Origin of the sequence: Limnobacter alexandrii (assembly GCF_005871185.1) — a bacterium.
In the GTDB taxonomy this organism is placed as follows: Bacteria; Pseudomonadota; Gammaproteobacteria; order Burkholderiales; family Burkholderiaceae_B; genus Limnobacter; species Limnobacter alexandrii.
In genome coordinates this window covers 574049-591215 of the sequence record NZ_SWKN01000006.1, presented here as the reverse complement: position 1 = coordinate 591215, position 17167 = coordinate 574049, and the positions used below count along the sequence as shown (strand labels likewise).

The following is a 17167-nucleotide window of genomic DNA, read 5'->3' as shown; positions in this document are numbered from 1 at the left end:
TCAAGCGGTTTGAAGCTTGTCTTGCTTCTTCATCTTGGTTTTGATGCGGGTTTGTTTCAGCTGCGAGAGGTATTCAACAAACACCTTGCCATTGAGGTGATCAATTTCATGCTGAATGCACACGGCAAGCAATTCGTCGCAATCAATTTCAAACCACTCACCTTTCACGTTTTGGGCGCGCACTTTGACAGTGTCCGGGCGCTCAACCTTCTCGTAAATGCCGGGCACCGACAAACAACCTTCTTCGTACACCTTGCATTCTTTGCTGGCGTCGATGATTTCAGGGTTGATAAATATGGTGAGACCCGATTTGTCATCGGTGACATCGATCACGATGATTCGTTTGTGCACATTCACCTGCGTCGCGGCCAAGCCAACGCCCGGGGCGTCGTACATGGTTTCTGCCATGTCTTGGGTCAGCTTGACAAGCGCGTCATCAAACTGGGTGACGGGGGTGGCAACCGTTTTCAAGCGCGGATCCGGATAACGCAAAATTGGGAGTAAAGCCATGCTTTCAAAAAACCTTCACAGTCAACACTAAAAGGATATACCTTCTGTGGCAAAAATAGTTCGCAAATTCCATCACTTGTTGCTTGGCGCCGTGCATGAGTGAGCTGCTCAACGCCATGAACCTGGCGTACAACACCACAATCAAGGCTCGTGCCCGCTACGAACTGGCCCAACAAGGCCCTGACCACAGTTTACCCGCCCCGTGCGAGGCCGTTCGGCTTTGGCATGCACTGGCCTGCACTTGGTTGCTGCAAAGCAACAAACGGTTTTGGGTGAGCATTCACAGCCCTGCTTATCCTCAAGGCCTGCTGACACTGAAAGACCCACCCCTGATTTTGTTTGGCGAAGGTCGGCCGGAGTTGCTCAACGCCCGGGGCATCGCCATGGTGGGCAGCAGAAATGCCACACGCACCGGCCTTGGAAATGCACAAGGCTTTGGCAAGGCTTTCGCCCAATCGGGCTGGGTGGTGATCAGCGGCCTGGCTGAAGGCATCGATGGCGCGGCGCACGCTGGCGCCCTGGAAGCGCAAGGCGCCACAATTGCCGTGCAGGGTTGCGGACCTGACGAGGTTTACCCTGCGCACCATGCTGGTTTAAAGCAGCGAATTATTCAGCAGGGCGGCTTGGTGCTGTCGGAGTACCCGCCCGGCACAGCGCCACAGGCAGGTTTTTTCCCGCGCCGAAACAGGATCATTGCTGGCCTTGCTGATGGATTGTTGGTGGTCGAGGCGGCCATGCGTTCCGGTTCGTTAATCACAGCCCGAGTGGCCAGTGAACTGGGCCGCACCGTGGGCGCAATCCCGGGATCCATTCACAGCAGCCAAAGCAAAGGCTGCCATGACATGATCAAAAAAGGCGCCATGCTGATAGAAACCGCCCAGGAGTTGCTGGATGAAGTGCAAGCCAGCCTGCCCGCGTTCAAAACAGCTGTGGTGTTGCAAGAAGATGACAGCGATTGCCACATTGCAATGAACTACAGCATGGACACTGACGTTGAACTGGATGAAGAACTGAGCCGCGTGTTTCAGTGCCTTGGCCACGACGCAGTGCATTCAGACACACTGGCCCGACAATTGGGTTTGGACACCGAAACAACGTTGGCCGCATTGACCGAGCTGGAGCTATTGGGTCTTGTCTTGGGGGAGAGCGGCAACCGTTGGGTGCGTTCAAATGGTGTATTTTAAAAAAGGCTGTTGCAACACCAGAATTGAAGATTCTAGAGAAAGCCTTGATTTGTTGAAGGACTGACACTTACACTTCGGCGCACAAGGCCTTGAAATTACACACACCGACGAGTTGGACCAATTGAGTAGCGAAAACCCCAAAAAACTGATCATCGCGGAAAAACCCTCTGTGGCCGCCGACATTGCGCGCTCCCTGGGTGGGTTTACCAAACACGACGATTATTTCGAAAGCGACGAATACGTGCTTTCTTCGGCTGTGGGCCATTTGGTGGAAATCAAGGCGCCCGACGAGTTTGAGGTGAAACGCGGCAAATGGAGTTTTGCCAACCTGCCCGTGTTGCCAACACATTTCGACCTGAACCCGATTGCGAAGACAGAATCGCGCCTGAAGGTGTTGAACAAGCTGATCAAGCGAAAAGACGTTGTTGGTTTGATCAACGCATGTGACGCGGGCCGCGAGGGTGAACTGATCTTCCGTTTGATCGCCCAATACGCCAAAAGCAGCAAGCCTGTTGAACGCCTTTGGCTGCAATCCATGACACCTGCCGCAATTCGCCAGGCATTCTCCAGCCTGCGCAGCGACGCTGACATGATGCCGCTGGCCGACGCTGCGCGCTGTCGTTCAGAAGCGGACTGGCTGGTGGGCATTAATGGCACACGGGCCATGACTGCATTCAACAGCAAGGAAGGTGGTTTTTACCTGACCACCGTGGGCCGGGTGCAAACCCCCACCCTGGCCATTGTTGTAGAACGTGAAGAGAAAATTCGCAAGTTTGTGCCACGCACTTATTTCGAGATTCGCGCCAGTTTTGGTGCGCAAGCCGGTGCCTACGAAGGCAAGTGGTTTGACCGCGACTTCAAAAAAGCAGAAGACCCCGAACAGCGCGCAGATCGCTTGTGGGACGAAGCCAAGGCCAAAGCCATTGTGGCGGCCTGTGATGGCAAACCCGGCACGGTGGAAGAAGAAAGCAAACCCACCACCCAAATTGCACCGCAACTGTTCGATTTAACCAGCCTGCAACGTGAAGCGAACAGCCGTTTCGGTTTTTCAGCCAAGAACACATTGGGCCTGGCCCAGGCGCTGTACGAAAAGCACAAGGTGCTGACTTACCCACGTACCGATTCAAAAGCACTGCCCGAGGATTACATGGGCACAGTGAACCAAACCTTGAAAAGCTTTGTGGGTTTGGACCACGGCCACATTGCTGGCGCTTATGGCCCCTTCTGTGAGCAAATTCTGAAAAACAGCTGGGTCAAGCCCAACAAGCGGGTGTTCGACAACAGCAAGATTTCAGATCACTTTGCGATTATTCCTACCCTGCAGGTACCGAAAAACCTGAGCGAACCCGAAGCCAAGTTGTACGACCTGGTGGTGAAGCGTTTCCTGGCGGTGTTTTTCCCGCCAGCGGAATTCAATGTGACCACACGCATTACCACTGTAGAAGGTCACCCCTTCAAAACCGAAGGCAAGGTACTGGTGAAGCCGGGCTGGTTGGCTATTTATGGCCGCGCTGCAGCAGCTGCGGGCGATGACAGCCTGGTGGCCGTGGATGCCGGCGAGAAAGTAAGCACCGACGAAATTGATGTGCACACCCTGAGCACCAAACCACCTGCACGCTACAGTGAAGCCACTTTGCTTTCAGCGATGGAAGGCGCAGGTAAATTGGTTGAGGAAGAAGAACTGCGCGATGCCATGGGCACCAAGGGTTTGGGCACGCCAGCCACCCGTGCAGCCACCATTGAAGGCCTGATCAACGAGAAGTACCTGGTGCGTGAAGAACGCGCGCTGGTGCCCACCGCCAAGGCATTCCAGCTGCTGACGCTGCTGCGCGGCCTGGACGTTGAAGAACTGACCATGCCTGAACTGACAGGCGAGTGGGAGTACAAACTTTCACTGATGGAAAAGGGCGAGTTGTCGCGCGAGCAGTTCATGCAGGAAATCGCCAAGATTACGCAGAACATTGTTGATCGTGCAAAAAACTACACGGAAGAAACCATTCCCGGCGACTACGCCACACTGGTGACACCGTGCCCGAGTTGCGGCAGCGTGGTGAAAGAGAACTACCGCCGCTTTGCCTGCACAAAATGCGAATTCTCGATTTCCAAAGTGCCGGGTGGTCGCCAGTTTGAAGTGGACGAGGTGGAGAAACTGCTTCAAGACCGGGAACTGCCCATGCTCGACGGTTTCCGCAGCAAAATGGGCCGCCCATTTGCCGCCGTACTGAAGCTGAATGACGAACACAAACTTGAGTTCGACTTTGGCCAAGCCAAAGACGATGACAATGGCGAGCCGGTTGATTTTTCCGGTGAAACCCGCCTGGGGCCATGTCCCAAGTGTGCATCCAATGTGTATGAACAAGCCACCAGCTATGTGTGCGAGAAATCGGTAGGGCCGAACAAGAGTTGCGACTTCCGTTCAGGCAAAGTGATTCTGCAGCAACCCATTGACCGTGAACAAATGGAAAAACTGCTGCTCGATGGAAAAACTGATTTGCTGACACGGTTTGTGTCGTCGAAAACCCGCCGTGCTTTCAAAGCGTTTTTGGTGAAGAAACCCGACGGAGCCATTGGTTTTGAGTTCGAAGCGAAAGCCGAGAAAAAACCCGGTGCCACCAAAGGCAAAACAGCGGCCAAACCAGCAAGCAAGGCCAAGCCAAAGGCCACCAAAGAGGCGTCTTGAGTTTGCCTGGAATTACGCCTTCGCAGCGCGGGGCGTAATTTTTCCCAGCAGTTTCGACTCAAGCGGCTGGCCCATGCAGTGGCCAGCCACAATCGCCCCACCCAAAGCCGCCCACAACAAACCCCGTGATCCGAATCCTGTGCTCATGAACAACCCTGGCCTGTTTGGCACAGGGCCAATGGCAGGCAGGCGATCATGCCACACCGAACGCACGGCGCAGCGGTGGTCCAGAAACTCGCCAAGTGGCAATTCAGGAAATGCTGCTTTGAACCTGCCCATATTCAACGCATCAGCTTCGGCAGTAGGGTTCATGTGCAGCACAGGCCGCTCGTAGGTGGCCCCCAGCACCAACCAATCGTCAGCTGCCGGGGCAATGGCATAACTTTCACCCGACAACACCACGCCCGGCTTTACAGGGCACCGCAGTTTGCTGATTTGCCCTTTTACCGTGTTCGCTCTGGCGCCGGGAATTGGTGCCAGTTCAAGTGCATTTTCAGCCACGCACACCACCACCGCTGAGTACTGCGCTTGCAACGGCGTGATGTCGGTCACTTTGCTGTTGTAATGCGTGTGAAGCAATTCGCCACAGGCCTGCAAATTGGCCTCTACCCACCGGGCTGGTTTTACCCAGCCGCCCTGCGGAAAATACAGGCCACCCAAAGCTGTCGGTAACAATTCATTGGGCTGCGCCCAACGCACCAGGGTGTGCGGAAAATTCAACAACTCAAGGGTTTCGCGCATTCGGTCGGCTTCTTCAGCTGGCACGGTTTGCAAGTGGCCTGGGGTGTCCCAATCGACACCTGTTTCCAGCAAACCTTTGTCAGTCAAATCTTCGAGCGCCCGCAGGGTGTAATCAAACCCCAAACGCGTCAATTGCGACAACGGTGAGTCGCCACGGGTAATGTGCGGGTGAAATGCACCCACCCAGTTGCCTGAAGCCCCCGCCGCTGGCCCGCTGGCTGAATCATAAAGATGCACTTGCACACCCAGTTTGCAAAGCGCCAGTGCCACGCTGCTGCCGGCAATGCCCGCACCAATCACTGCAACCGTCGATGAAGGTTGGGCAATATTCAGCAAGGCGTGGGAATCTTTTTCCAAAGAGGACATGGGGCGATGGCAGCAAGACAGACGCCGCATTGTAACCCACTGCCTGTCTGGTGATTATTTGATGCACATGATAATATGAGCGAGTAATCATATTTAATTGGGTTCACCATGCTTACTGTTAATTGGGACGCTTTTACGCCCTACCCGGCCCTGTTCGGCGGCCTGTTGATTGGCCTGTCTGCAGTCATGCTGATTTTGCTGACGGGCCGCGTGGCTGGCATCAGCGGTATCGTGGGTGGTTTGCTGAAACCACAACGTGGTGAAACGCTGTGGCGGCTTACCTTTGTGCTGGGCATGGTCGCAGCCCCCTGGCTTTACCAAGCCGCAGTGGGCAGTTTTGAATTTGAAAGCCCGCGCGGCACCGCCGCGCTGGTTGTAGCAGGGCTTTTGGTGGGTTACGGCACAAGGTTGGGCTCTGGTTGCACCAGTGGGCATGGCGTATGCGGGCTCTCACGCCTGTCACTGCGCTCTTTGGTGGCCACGTGTGTTTTCATGGCCGCCGGTTTCGTGGTGGCCTCTGTGGTCATGCATTCAATTTAAGGGACGCCGAATCATGAAAAACAACAACACGGCTTTCGCCTTGGCAAGCGGCCTGGCGGGTTTGGTCTTTGGGTGGGGCTTGATTGTCTCGGGCATGGCCAACCCGGCGAAGGTTATCGGTTTTCTTGACCTTTCCATGCCCTGGGACCCCTCGCTGATGTTTGTGATGGGCGGTGCAATCGCATTGGGCTTGCCCGGGTTTTTGTTGGCCAGGCGACTGAAAAGCAGCCTGATGGGCCTGCCCATGAACTTGCCCACCAACACGCAAATCGACAAAAAACTGCTGCTGGGGGCGATGTTGTTTGGTGCTGGCTGGGGAATTGGCGGTTTTTGCCCAGGCCCAGCTGTGGTTGCGGCAGCCAGCCTGGCAAGCGATGGCTTGATTTTTATTGCGGCCATGCTGGTGGGTATGTTTGCTTTTTCAGTGCGTGGTCAATAGCTCACTGGCCAACACCCGACGCAATTTTGGAACGTCCACCGGTTTGGTCAAAAAGGCATTCATGCCTGCATCCATACAAGCCTGCTCGTCCTCGGGCAACGCGCCAGCCGTCAATGCCACAATCGGCAATTGGCTGGCAGGGCCCGGTAGCTGGCGAATGACAATGGCCGCATCAATGCCGTTCATTACCGGCATGTGAATGTCCATCAACACCAGGTCGATTGCGGAGTCCACAAGCACCGCATCAACGGCCATTTGGCCGTTGTCTACCACCACCACGTCGGCCTGCATTTTCAAAAGCAAGGCTTTGATCACGTGTTGATTCAGCTTGTTGTCCTCGACCACCAATATTTTTTTCCCTTGAAGGGAAACAGCGTTTTCAGGTGATGCCGTGTCTGCAACGCCAAGGTCGGGATAAACAAGCTGCGCACGAAGCGTAAAACCAAACACGCTGCCTTTCTCAGGCACAGAGGTCACAAACAGCTCCCCACCCATTAACTCGGTCAAGCGTTTGCAAATGGCCAGGCCCAAGCCACTGCCGCCAAACCGACGAGTGGCGGTGTTGTCTGCCTGCTCAAAGGGTCGAATCAGGCGCTCGAATTCACTGACATCAAAACCAATGCCTTCATCATGCACCTCCGTGCGAATCACCGCCTTTTGTGCATCCAGCTGATCGACCTGCACTTTCACCCGAATCTGTCCGCGGTCAGAAAACTTGATTGCGTTGTTCAACAAATTGGACAACACCTGCGCGTAGCGGGCCGGGTCGCCTTTCACAAGCAACGGTGTCATCGGATCAATGTCGACTTCCAGCTGCAAGCCTTTGTGCTGCGCTTTGGCGGTGAACAGGCGCAAAGTTTTGCGAATTCTTTCATGCAAATCAAATTCGATATTTTCGATTTTGATCGAACCCGCCTCAATCTGTGAAAAGCTTAAAACATCCTCGACCATGGCCAGCAATTGTTCCGAGGCCTCCTGAACCTGCTTGACATACTCTTTCGTTTGCGGATCTTTGACCTGCTCGCCCAGCAAGGTATTGAATCCAAGTATGGCATTCAACGGGGTTCGAATTTCATGGCTCATATTGGCCAAAAACTGGCTTTTTGCCTTGCTAGCACTTTGACGTTTGCGCTGCTGGATCAGGGCATAAATGGTGAGAAACAACAGCAAATCAATGGCACCTCCCGCAAACAGGATCAGATCAGGCAGTGAATTGTGAACATCGCGGTCAAACTCGGGCGTGCTCTCAAAGCGTGCTGTCCATGTTCTTCCAGAAAGTTCAAGCGGCACTGTCACTGCATGAACATGCGAAAACATCTCGGATTTTGTACGCGCTTGAACCCCGATTGCGGAATCATAAATGAGCGAACCCAGGTCCATTTTTTCCGTGTCATACAACTGGAAGTGCAGGGGAATTTTTTCATTGCCCAACACGTTTTGCATCAAATCAGCCGCAATGAAGGGGCTGTACACGAATCCGCGAATGGCCTGTCGACGTGCGTCGGTCGAACTCAGATCAGCGCCTTTGAAGTACACGGGCAGGTAAATGAGAAAGCCAGCTGCCGGGTTGCGCTCATCGCCCTGCTTTAACTGCACCAGGCCCGACACAGTGGCCTGGCCGGTATCCATTGCGCGAAGCATGGCCTCGCGGCGAACAGGTTCAGAAAACATGTCGTAGCCGAAGGCGCGTTGGTTGCGCTCATCAAAAGGCTCAATCAGAATAATCGGAAAGTACACCTCGCGATCGCCCGGAGGATTCACTGAATAGGCTGGATAGCCTTCCGCGCGAATCTGGTTTTCGTGTTGTTGCAAGCCACCGGAATTCACGCGCTGCGCAAACGCAAAACCTTGCACACCGGGCAACTTGTGTGTCAGGTCCAGCGACGACACATACACCTGCCAATGCCCTCGATTGACCGTGGCGTGAGAATCAATGAATGCCACACCGCCGCGCAATATTTGTTGATATTGATCGATGCGGTTCTGAATGCGCTCCTGGGCGTCGCGAACCTCGAATGAGAACCGGTCATTGGCGCGTTTTTCAATGGCCTGACTGGACAACCACCAGCCAAGTGCAGTGATGACGATGGAAAGCACCAACACCAACCAGGCCGTGACTTCGTGGTGAAACAGATCGGCGAAGGTTTTCTTGTTTAATTCAATGTGCCGACTGCTTGGGTTTGACATAGTTGCTTACATTTCAGCGACTGGCGCTGGTGACGCATGCCACGCTGCATGCTGCTTTAGTATGCGCGCAATTAAATTTTGGTGTGATTAAAAATAAACCATTTGCCATGCATCCAACACCTGCAAGTTCACGCCATCGCGTTTTGAAAACATTTTTAACAATTCAAGCGATTTTTCAAGGTCATCCAGCAGCTTGGGCATGGGTTTCAGGGCCTGCGATTGCCCTTGTTTCATCAAGGGCTGGGTGAAGTCGTCCCAGTGAATCAAGTACACATTGCTGGCACCGGTATTCATCACCATTTCCTGCCAGTATTTCTCGATATAGGCCTCGCTTAATTTGCCCAAACCACCCATGCCCAAGAACACATGCTTCACTGCAATGCCCTTGTTCTGGCCTTCAACGTAACCTGCACTGGGCTGAATCAGGGCGAACGGCCCAGGCCCCAAGCCAGGGTGGGACACCACGAATGAATAGCTGATGCCCTCTTTGAACTGCAGGGCGTGGGCGGGCAGAAACACAGGTTTTGAATTGAACCCGCCGGTGAAGCCAGTGGGGGCGTGCGCAGACTGAATCAATTCAATCTCAAATTCGCCCAGCTTCACGCGACCTCTGCCCGGCACAAGCTCCATTTGCGTTGCGGGCAAATCTTGCCCTTTGGCAATTTGCCAGGTGGATTCAGAACCCACCACCTTTGCACCAAATTGCTTGGCCAGAAATGGAGCATCCATGGAATGGTCGTAATGCGAGTGCGCCACCACAATGCCACTCAAGGCACTGGGCATGTTCAGGCGTTTGAACATTTCCGCTGTCACTGCGTTGATCTGCATTTCATCAACAGTCAGGCGGGTAAAAACAACGTTACCCAGCGGTTGCCGCGAGAAAAAACCGTCCACTAGCCAGGTACTCTGCCCATCGGTCCATGCCATGGACGATGTACCCAGAAACAAAGTTCGCACGCTCTCGGAGGTCTTTGTTTCCAATGATTCCGGAAACCGAACTGTGGGGTGGGTCTTCAACAGGAAAACCAATGCGCCCAGACCCAACAGGGCAAGCACACACAAAGTGTACAAAGCAACTCGCAAAACGCGCATGGAATACCCCAACAAAAAAGCCACCCGACTTGGGTGGCTTTTATTGTACGAAAAGAGTCAGTGGTTTACCTGGTGACTTATTTGCTCACCAGGGCTGCCAGGTGGGCCTCTTCAACAGACATGGCTACCTTGCCAGCATGACCGTCCAGAATTTGGGCGCTTTTGCGGGTGTCAAAGTACTTGTCATAGTGGAAAATGTAGTCTTTGTCGGCCAAAGGCAGGTGGCAGCCACGGCAGGTGGCGTAATCCACTTTGGCTGGCTGGCCATTTGGCTCAAATGCAGCGTACACCCAATCGCCTGTCTTCATGCCTTCTGGTGCAGTGCTGCCCCAGTTATTGCCCTTGTACATCACGAACACTTTTTCCAGTCCGGCTTTGGTCATTTTGTCGCCAGTTTTGGTGGCCTTGTAAATTTCCATCACGCTGACCGTGCCATTGGCAAATGCCTCACCTTTCTTGGCTGCTGCGCCAGTGGGGTTGATGTAAATGTCACGAATGTGCCCTGTGGGCTTCTCGATTCCGGCCAGGAAAACAGGCCATGATTTGTAATCGGTGGGCTGGGCCAACTCACCATCTTTAGGGGCTGGGCCAAACATACCGCCAGCGGCACAACCTGCCAGAACCACAACTGCCGAAGCAGCGAGCATCATTTTCTTCATTTTTTCCCCTTTTTTGTTTGCGCAACAATTGTTACCAGCTCAAACATAGCGCCAACGCTTGATCTGCGCAACTGTTGAGTCGAGCCTCAATCAGATGCAAGGGTTTACCCTAGTAGCCCCCCCTCCATTTGAACCAACGAATTTTAGTAAGGCCTATTCACGCTGCTTATCGACAAATTGCATTGCGAATCAACTCCTTAACCTAGATACATCCCCCGTGTGGTGGAAAAAATTCAACAAACAACCGATTGAGACCCCAAGCTCAGTCGCATGGAGCACAGCAAATGAACCGATTCCAGTCTTTCGCAAAGGCCAGTTTGGCCACTCTTATTTTGACCACAGGCAGCGCCGTGTTTGCAGGCACCGCAAATGACGTGCTTCCGGAAATCAAAGCGATTGCAGCCAAGCCAGAGGTGATCGCCGCAGTGAAAGCACAAAACGCACAAGGACTGACCCTGGACGCGATCAAAGCCATGGACAGCAAATGGATTGCTGCATCGGGTGGCTTGGCTGAGGGCAAAGCCATGATGGAAAGCCCGGTTTCCAAGGCGCTGTTGGCCGCCGAACAGGCAAAACCCTATTTCACAGAAACCATCTTGACTGACAACCAAGGGGCCAATGTGGCAATCAGTTCCATGACATCGGACTACTGGCAAGGCGATGAACCCAAGTTTGTGAAGGCATGGGCCGCTGGAAAAGGAGATGATTACATTGCCCGTGCGAAAAAGGACGAAAGCTCTGGCGCTGTGGTTTCGCAGGTGTCCGTTCCAGTGATGGATGGCGGCAAAGCGATTGGTACTTTGACCATCGGCGTGAATATTCAAGCCCTTCCATGAGCACACAATTATGTCCTCCACTTTTATGAACAAGATCATCAATACCAGCCTGAATGTTCGGCTCGGTATTGTCATGGGCATACCCATTGCGGCCTTGCTTGCATTGAGTGTGTTTGCTGTTTACCAAATCCATGCGCTGAACCAGTTCAATCAGGAGAACACGGAAAGGCAAGTGTCCCTGTTAACCCAGGTCTCCAACCTGGGTAGCAAATCGGCCTTGCTGGCTCGCGAGGCCCGCAATGTCATTTTGGCCGATGAACAGGAACGATTTGATTTGGCCAAGTCCCGTATGCTGGCACTGGATGCCGAAATTGACCTGCTGGGTCAAAGCATGCTGGCCAGCGCGCCGGCCGGCGAAACGCGCGGATTGATCGAAACAATCAACACGGACAACACAACCCTGCACGCGGTGTATCAAAGGGTGGTCGAACAATCCGAGTTGGGTGAAATACAGGCCGCAACCCTGGTGTTGTTGAGCGAAGGGGACCCCCTGGAGCAACAAATTGACAACACCATGAACGCATTGAACTCCAGCGTGAAAAGCACCATGGAAGCGGCTGTGGCCCAAGGCGACTCGGTCTTTCGGAGTGCTTTGATCACCATCGGCATTGTGTGCGTTGCCATTGTGTTGTTGTGCGGAATCACCGTGGGGTTTGTGGCCGCATCACTGCGCAAACAAATTGGTGGTGAACCTGCCAAGGCACTGGATGTCGTGGCGACCATGGCACAAGGCAATTTGACCCAATCAGTTCCAAAATGCGAAAACGGTTCGCTGATGGACGGTATGCAACAGTTGCAAGTGCGCTTGCGTGAAATCATCAACCAGGTGTCACAGGCCTGCGGTACTTTCAAGACCGCCTCCAGTGAATTGGTGAATGTGGCCTCGGGTTTGTCGGGTTCAGCTGAAAAACAGGCCGACAGTTCCAACGCAACAGCAGTGAGCGTTGAACAAATGAGCGCCAGCGCCAAGTCGATTTCAGACTATGCCCACAAAACCGAAGTTCAGGCAAAACTGTCTGCCGACACCGCGAAAAACGGCATGACGTTGATGCAGTCGCTTCAAGGCAAGATGAATGACATGGCCGGTCAAATGCAAACCACTACCCGGGAAATCGCTGGACTGGTGGAACGCTCGGACCGAATCAACGGGATCGTGTCGGTGATTCAAGGCATTGCCCAGCAAACCAACTTGCTGGCATTGAATGCGGCCATTGAAGCAGCGCGTGCTGGTGAACAAGGGCGCGGCTTTGCCGTGGTGGCCGATGAAGTGCGCACTTTGGCACAAAACACCGCCACAGCCACCGATGAAATTCGCACCCTGATTGGCGAAATCTGCACCTACTCCGAACGTTCCAACAAATCGGTAGAGCAGGTGGGCGAGCACATGAGCGAGAACATGCAATACGCCGACAAGCTCATGGGTGGTCTTCAGGAAATTGTTCAGCACTTCGAACAGTCCGTTGGATATGCGCAAGCCGTGGCCAACTCTACGAAAGAGCAGGAGGCCGCAAGCATGGACATTTCGGAACGGGTGAGCGATATTTCTGCCTTGTCCGAACAACTGAAAATGGCCAGCATGCAGCTTGAGGGTCAGTCCAGACAGGTGGAAAGCATGTCAGAAGACCTTCAGCGTGCCGTGTCTTACTTCAAAACCTGACAGGCAGTACTTCAGTGTGACTACACAGCTGTGTGACAAATAGGTGAATGGTCACACTGAAGAGCGCTTCGGAAACCAAAATTCAGTTTGGCGGGTATCAAGGATTGATGTTGTTCAATCTGGATGTCCGCCATGTCGTTTTCACCTGCTTTGCTCCCCAGCGTTCGCCGACGCAACCTGCTCAAAACCTTCCTCTATGGCGCGAGCGCAAGCAGTCTGCCCTGGTTGGCTGGCTGTGGAAGCTCTGACGACGCCACCACTTCTGCTGGTGGTCGCGTGGGCGCATCCGAAACCAACCGGTTTGGCGGTAGTGCCTTAAGCAACAACCAGTTCCGCTTTCGCAACATTGGCCCGCTGGGTGAGCCGGATGCCAACGGCGTTCGCACCGCCGCAGGCTTTTCAACCCGCGTGGTGGCCATCAACAGTTTGCCTCCAGCACCGGGGGCTACGCCTTGGCACATTTTCAACGACGGCGGCGGCGTGGTGCCTCGCGAAGACGGTGGCTGGATTTACTGCTCCAACAGCGAAGTGCCCGGTGTTGGCACCATTGGTTTTCAGGTGCCACAACTGGCGCCACTGACCAACCCGCTTGAGGCCTTGGTGCCTGGCTTGGGTGGCGCAAGTGCATTGGTGTTTGGGCCAGACGGCACCATCGAAGACAGTTACCGCATATTGCGCAACACCACCTTTAACTGCGCCGGTGTGGTCACCCCGTGGAAAACCTGGCTCAGCTGCGAGGAAATCCCCACCGGTTTGGTGTGGGAATGCGACCCGTTTGGTATTCAGGCTGCACGGCCTTTGCCCGCACTGGGCGTGTTCAGCCATGAAGCAGTGGCCATCGACAGCGAACGCCGGGTGTTTTACATGACCGAGGACATGCCCGATGGTCGCTTCTACCGCTGGGTGCCCACTGCGGGCGACTGGCCAGAGGACGCCGAGCGCGCCAACATGAACCAGGGCTTGCTGCAAATTTTGAAAGTGGAAGGCGACTTGGCCGATGCATTGAACGGCCCTGTGCGCTACAGCTGGGTAAATGCAGCCAATCCCAATGCGCCCCAAATGGAAAACCGTTTGCCTGAGACCGCTGTATTTGACGGCGGAGAAGGGGTTTGGTATCAAAACGACCGAGTGTTTTTCACCACCAAAGGCGATGAACGCCTGTGGATGCTGAACACCACCAACCAGACCATTGAGGTGGCCTACGACCTGAGTACGGCCAAGGCACCCAACAACATTTTGTCGGGCGTGGACAACATCACCATGACGCCGTTTGGCGAAGTGTTGGTGGCCGAAGACGGCGGTGACATGCAAGTGGTGGTGGTGTACCCCGATGGTGTGTTGGTGCCCTTGCTGCAAATTGTTGGCCAGGATCAGTCGGAAATCGCGGGCATTGCGTTTAGCCCGGATGGCAAACGCATGTACTTCACCAGCGACCGTGGTGGCCCGAACCTGCAAGGTGGCTTTGGCCTTGGATTGGGCATGCTCTATGAACTGATGATTCCCGACACACTGCCCAACGCATAAGCAACATACACACAAAACTTTCAGGAATACCCACCATGTCAGGTCCACGCCGCAAACGCAGTCGAATTCAAAAACGCCCGGGCATCACGCGCCGCTCATTCCTCAAAGGTCTGGGCATTGGCACAGCCGGAGTTACCGGTCTAAGCCTGTTGCAGGGTTGCGGCAGCGACAACGACAGCGGCCTGACCGATGGCCGCACCAGTCCCAATGAGGAAACACCCACGCAGAATGTACAGTTTTTGCACAGCGTGGCCAGTGGAGACCCGGCTTTCGACAGCGTGGTGCTGTGGACCCGAATTACCCCGGAAAACACCGATCGCACCGTGGCGGGACGACTCGATGTATTCAAGGATGAAGCCTTGACGATGTTTGTGAAGTCGATGGACTTTCAAACCACTGCTGCGCAAGACTTCACCGTGAAGTTGATTTGCGATGGGCTGGAACAGGATACGGTTTATTTTTACCAATTCCGCAGCAACGGAAAAACAAGCCCGGTGGGCCGCACTCGCACCACGCCGGCTGCGGGCAACAAGCGGCCGCTGAATTTTGGTGTGGTCAGCTGCTCAAGCTTGGCCCATGGCTTTTTCAATGCCTATGCCAAACTGGCCGAGCGTGACGACATCGACGCGATCATTCATTTGGGCGACTACATTTACGAGTACGGTACCGGGCAATACGGCAACGTACGTGAATACGAGCCCGCCACCGAAATCATTTCCTTGAGCGACTACCGCACTCGCCATGCCCAATACAAGCGGGACGAAGACCTTCAAAAGCTGCACGAGCGCTTTCCCTTCATTACGATTTGGGACGACCACGAATCCACCAACAACTCCTATCGCGACGGTGCAGAGAACCACACCGAGGGCGCTGAAGGTGTGTGGGAAGAGCGCAAAGGCTTTGCACAACGCGCTTATGATGAATGGATGCCGATTCGCCTGCCAGAGCCTGGCAACCGCGCAAAAATTTTCCGCCGCGTGCAGTTTGGCGACATGGTCGATCTGTTTTTGCTCGACACCCGCCTGTTCGATCGTGACATTGAAGCCGCCACACCGGTAAACCCCACCGATGGCGTGGCCAGTCAGCCCGACCGCACCATGATTGGTGAAGAGCAATACAACTTTTTGATCAATGGTATGCGAGAGTCGCAAGCACAGTGGAAGCTGATTGGAAACCAAGTGGTGTTTCACCAGTGGATCATCAAGCCCGGCCTGAACAACCCCGCACCTGCTCAGCTTGGCGAATTGCTGGCACCCTCGGGCCTGAATGGCGATGCCTGGGACGGCTACAGTGCCGAGCGCCAACGTATTATCAACGCACTGCGGGGTGACGACGGCGGCGAGGCCATTAACAATGTGGTGATTCTGACAGGCGACGTACACACCAGTTGGGTGGCAGACATCACTGACAACCCCAACCAGCCGATCGATGTGGTTGGCGGCTACAACCCAATTACCGGGCAAGGCAGTGTGGCCACTGAATTTGTGGTGACCTCCGTCACATCGCCCGGTCTGGACCTGCCCAACCAAATTATTCAGGCCATTCGCCTGACCAGCCCGCACATTAAACATGTGAACGTGACCGAACGCGGTTACAGCGTGCTGCGCGTGGCTGAGGACAAAACCACCTGCGAGTATTGGGCAGTCAGCACCATCCTGGAACGCGGTGGTTCGGAAAGCCTGTCCGCCACATTTGAGGTGGCCGACGGTGCCAACCGCATTACCCCACAGGGCATCTACCCAGTGGATGTCGTTACAGGTCTGTTGGGTGTTTAAAGGTTTCTAGGGTAAGATCCGGGCTGTTTCGTTGTCCATCAACCGAGTCCGGATCCCCAAGTGCCCCTGTCAAAAGTCCTCCCAGCCCCAGTCATTGGCATACTCACCGTTGCCCTGATGAGCCTGTGCATTACCTTCTGGTTCATCGTCATGTTCCCCTTTATTTTGTTGCGCCTCGTGCCGGTGTATCGGGTGCAACGTGTGGCCTCCAACTGCTGCGTGCAAATTGCCACCTGGTGGGTGGGTTCTGACAAACTGCTTTACAAATTGCTGCACGGTCAACAGGGGCAAGTTGAAATTCATGGCGAGTTCAAACCGCACAGCAGTTATTTGGTGATCAGTAACCACACAGCTTGGGCCGACATTGTGGTGTTGTTCGATGTGCTGCATGGCCATGCGCCCTTTGGCCGGTTCTTCCTGAAGAAAGAACTGATTTGGGTGCCCATTGTGGGTGTGGTGTGCTGGGCCATGGACTTTCCCTTCATGAAACGCCACAGCCGCGCCGCAATTGCACGCAACCCGGTGCTGGCCAGCCAAGACCTGGAAACCACCCGCAAGGCCTGCGAGGTATACAAGGAAAGCCCGGTCACCGTGATCAACTTTCTGGAAGGGACTCGGTTTACCCCAGCCAAAAAAGCCAAAACCAAATCGCCCTACACCCACCTGCTGGGTCCCAAATACGGTGGCTTGTCTGCCTCGCTGAACGCCATGGGCGAGCAGTTTGAAGGCATGGTCAATGTCACCATTGCCTATGGACCAAGCCAAGGCAATATCACCTGGAGCTGGCTGTGCGGCAAGCAACCCAATATGCAGGTGCATGTTGAAATTCTGCCTATACCTGTCGACATGATCGCAGGTGATTTTCGCAATGACCTGGACTTCAAGGGCCGCTTCAAAACCTGGATTGGTGACATCTGGACCTTGAAAGACCAACGTCTGGCAGAGATGAGACGCAAAGCCGGCCACTAAGCACCGCA

14 protein-coding genes are annotated in these 17167 nt (G+C 54.4%); 9 read left to right on the top strand and 5 right to left on the bottom strand.

What is annotated here, in order from left to right; genetic code table 11:
* A complete protein-coding gene (gene def, locus FCS97_RS03040) occupies nucleotides 1-510 on the bottom strand; it encodes a peptide deformylase (RefSeq protein ID WP_138516457.1) in 510 nt (169 codons plus the stop codon).
* Between the two features lie 95 nt (nucleotides 511-605).
* Here def and dprA point away from each other — a divergent pair, with 95 nt between their 5' ends.
* Together dprA and FCS97_RS03030 are read left to right on the top strand one after the other, a co-directional pair.
* Complete coding sequence (gene dprA, locus FCS97_RS03035; protein WP_138516455.1) at nucleotides 606-1694, top strand: DNA-processing protein DprA; 1089 nt, start codon at nucleotides 606-608, stop codon at nucleotides 1692-1694.
* A 121-nt stretch (nucleotides 1695-1815) separates the two neighbouring features.
* Entirely contained in the window at nucleotides 1816-4374 is a 2559-nt protein-coding gene (locus FCS97_RS03030; protein ID WP_138516453.1) for a DNA topoisomerase III, read from the top strand.
* A gap of 12 nt (nucleotides 4375-4386) precedes the next feature.
* On the opposite strand, the gene mnmC1 is transcribed toward FCS97_RS03030, so the two are convergent.
* Nucleotides 4387-5481 (bottom strand): FAD-dependent 5-carboxymethylaminomethyl-2-thiouridine(34) oxidoreductase MnmC1, encoded by a 1095-nt coding sequence (mnmC1, locus tag FCS97_RS03025; protein WP_171035145.1) that lies wholly within the window; start codon nucleotides 5479-5481, stop codon nucleotides 4387-4389.
* Between the two features lie 108 nt (nucleotides 5482-5589).
* Here mnmC1 and FCS97_RS03020 point away from each other — a divergent pair, with 108 nt between their 5' ends.
* Both FCS97_RS03020 and FCS97_RS03015 read left to right on the top strand, forming a co-directional pair.
* Nucleotides 5590-6021 (top strand): YeeE/YedE family protein, encoded by a 432-nt coding sequence (locus tag FCS97_RS03020; RefSeq protein ID WP_138516449.1) that lies wholly within the window; start codon nucleotides 5590-5592, stop codon nucleotides 6019-6021.
* A gap of 13 nt (nucleotides 6022-6034) precedes the next feature.
* Nucleotides 6035-6460 (top strand): DUF6691 family protein, encoded by a 426-nt coding sequence (locus FCS97_RS03015; protein ID WP_138516447.1) that lies wholly within the window; start codon nucleotides 6035-6037, stop codon nucleotides 6458-6460.
* On the opposite strand, the gene FCS97_RS03010 is transcribed toward FCS97_RS03015, so the two are convergent.
* The 3 genes from FCS97_RS03010 to FCS97_RS03000 form a co-directional block, all read right to left on the bottom strand.
* A complete protein-coding gene (locus FCS97_RS03010) occupies nucleotides 6443-8647 on the bottom strand; it encodes a CHASE domain-containing protein (protein WP_138516445.1) in 2205 nt (734 codons plus the stop codon). The genes FCS97_RS03015 and FCS97_RS03010 overlap by 18 nt on opposite strands.
* Before the next feature lie 87 nt (nucleotides 8648-8734).
* Nucleotides 8735-9739, bottom strand: coding sequence for an MBL fold metallo-hydrolase (locus FCS97_RS03005; RefSeq protein WP_138516443.1), 1005 nt, complete (start codon nucleotides 9737-9739; stop codon nucleotides 8735-8737).
* Between the two features lie 77 nt (nucleotides 9740-9816).
* Nucleotides 9817-10398, bottom strand: coding sequence for a cytochrome P460 family protein (locus FCS97_RS03000; RefSeq protein ID WP_138516441.1), 582 nt, complete (start codon nucleotides 10396-10398; stop codon nucleotides 9817-9819).
* Between the two features lie 284 nt (nucleotides 10399-10682).
* Here FCS97_RS03000 and FCS97_RS02995 point away from each other — a divergent pair, with 284 nt between their 5' ends.
* The 5 genes from FCS97_RS02995 to FCS97_RS02975 all read left to right on the top strand — a co-directional run bounded on the left by FCS97_RS02995 (nucleotide 10683) and on the right by FCS97_RS02975 (nucleotide 17159).
* A complete protein-coding gene (locus FCS97_RS02995) occupies nucleotides 10683-11234 on the top strand; it encodes a hypothetical protein (protein WP_138516439.1) in 552 nt (183 codons plus the stop codon).
* A 10-nt stretch (nucleotides 11235-11244) separates the two neighbouring features.
* Nucleotides 11245-12891, top strand: coding sequence for a methyl-accepting chemotaxis protein (locus FCS97_RS02990; RefSeq protein ID WP_138516437.1), 1647 nt, complete (start codon nucleotides 11245-11247; stop codon nucleotides 12889-12891).
* 132 nt (nucleotides 12892-13023) lie between these two features.
* Complete coding sequence (locus FCS97_RS02985) at nucleotides 13024-14415, top strand: alkaline phosphatase PhoX (protein WP_246065784.1); 1392 nt, start codon at nucleotides 13024-13026, stop codon at nucleotides 14413-14415.
* Nucleotides 14416-14450: 35 nt separating this feature from the next.
* Nucleotides 14451-16190: an alkaline phosphatase D family protein gene (locus FCS97_RS02980; RefSeq protein ID WP_138516433.1), complete on the top strand. Its 1740-nt coding sequence runs from the start codon at nucleotides 14451-14453 to the stop codon at nucleotides 16188-16190.
* Between the two features lie 60 nt (nucleotides 16191-16250).
* Entirely contained in the window at nucleotides 16251-17159 is a 909-nt protein-coding gene (locus tag FCS97_RS02975; protein ID WP_138516431.1) for an acetyltransferase, read from the top strand.
* Nucleotides 17160-17167 lie beyond the last annotated feature (8 nt).

Bases quoted from the DNA above. Each gene is read 5' to 3' on its own strand.
- def (WP_138516457.1), bottom strand. From the start codon at position 510: ATGGCTTTACTCCCAATTTTGCGTTATCCGGATCCGCGCTTGAAAACG.
- dprA (WP_138516455.1), top strand. From the start codon at position 606: ATGAGTGAGCTGCTCAACGCCATGAACCTGGCGTACAACACCACAATC.
- mnmC1 (WP_171035145.1), bottom strand. From the start codon at position 5,481: ATGTCCTCTTTGGAAAAAGATTCCCACGCCTTGCTGAATATTGCCCAA.
- FCS97_RS03020 (WP_138516449.1), top strand. From the start codon at position 5,590: ATGCTTACTGTTAATTGGGACGCTTTTACGCCCTACCCGGCCCTGTTC.
- FCS97_RS03015 (WP_138516447.1), top strand. From the start codon at position 6,035: ATGAAAAACAACAACACGGCTTTCGCCTTGGCAAGCGGCCTGGCGGGT.
- FCS97_RS03010 (WP_138516445.1), bottom strand. From the start codon at position 8,647: ATGTCAAACCCAAGCAGTCGGCACATTGAATTAAACAAGAAAACCTTC.
- FCS97_RS03005 (WP_138516443.1), bottom strand. From the start codon at position 9,739: ATGCGCGTTTTGCGAGTTGCTTTGTACACTTTGTGTGTGCTTGCCCTG.
- FCS97_RS03000 (WP_138516441.1), bottom strand. From the start codon at position 10,398: ATGAAGAAAATGATGCTCGCTGCTTCGGCAGTTGTGGTTCTGGCAGGT.
- FCS97_RS02995 (WP_138516439.1), top strand. From the start codon at position 10,683: ATGAACCGATTCCAGTCTTTCGCAAAGGCCAGTTTGGCCACTCTTATT.
- FCS97_RS02990 (WP_138516437.1), top strand. From the start codon at position 11,245: ATGTCCTCCACTTTTATGAACAAGATCATCAATACCAGCCTGAATGTT.
- FCS97_RS02985 (WP_246065784.1), top strand. From the start codon at position 13,024: ATGTCGTTTTCACCTGCTTTGCTCCCCAGCGTTCGCCGACGCAACCTG.
- FCS97_RS02980 (WP_138516433.1), top strand. From the start codon at position 14,451: ATGTCAGGTCCACGCCGCAAACGCAGTCGAATTCAAAAACGCCCGGGC.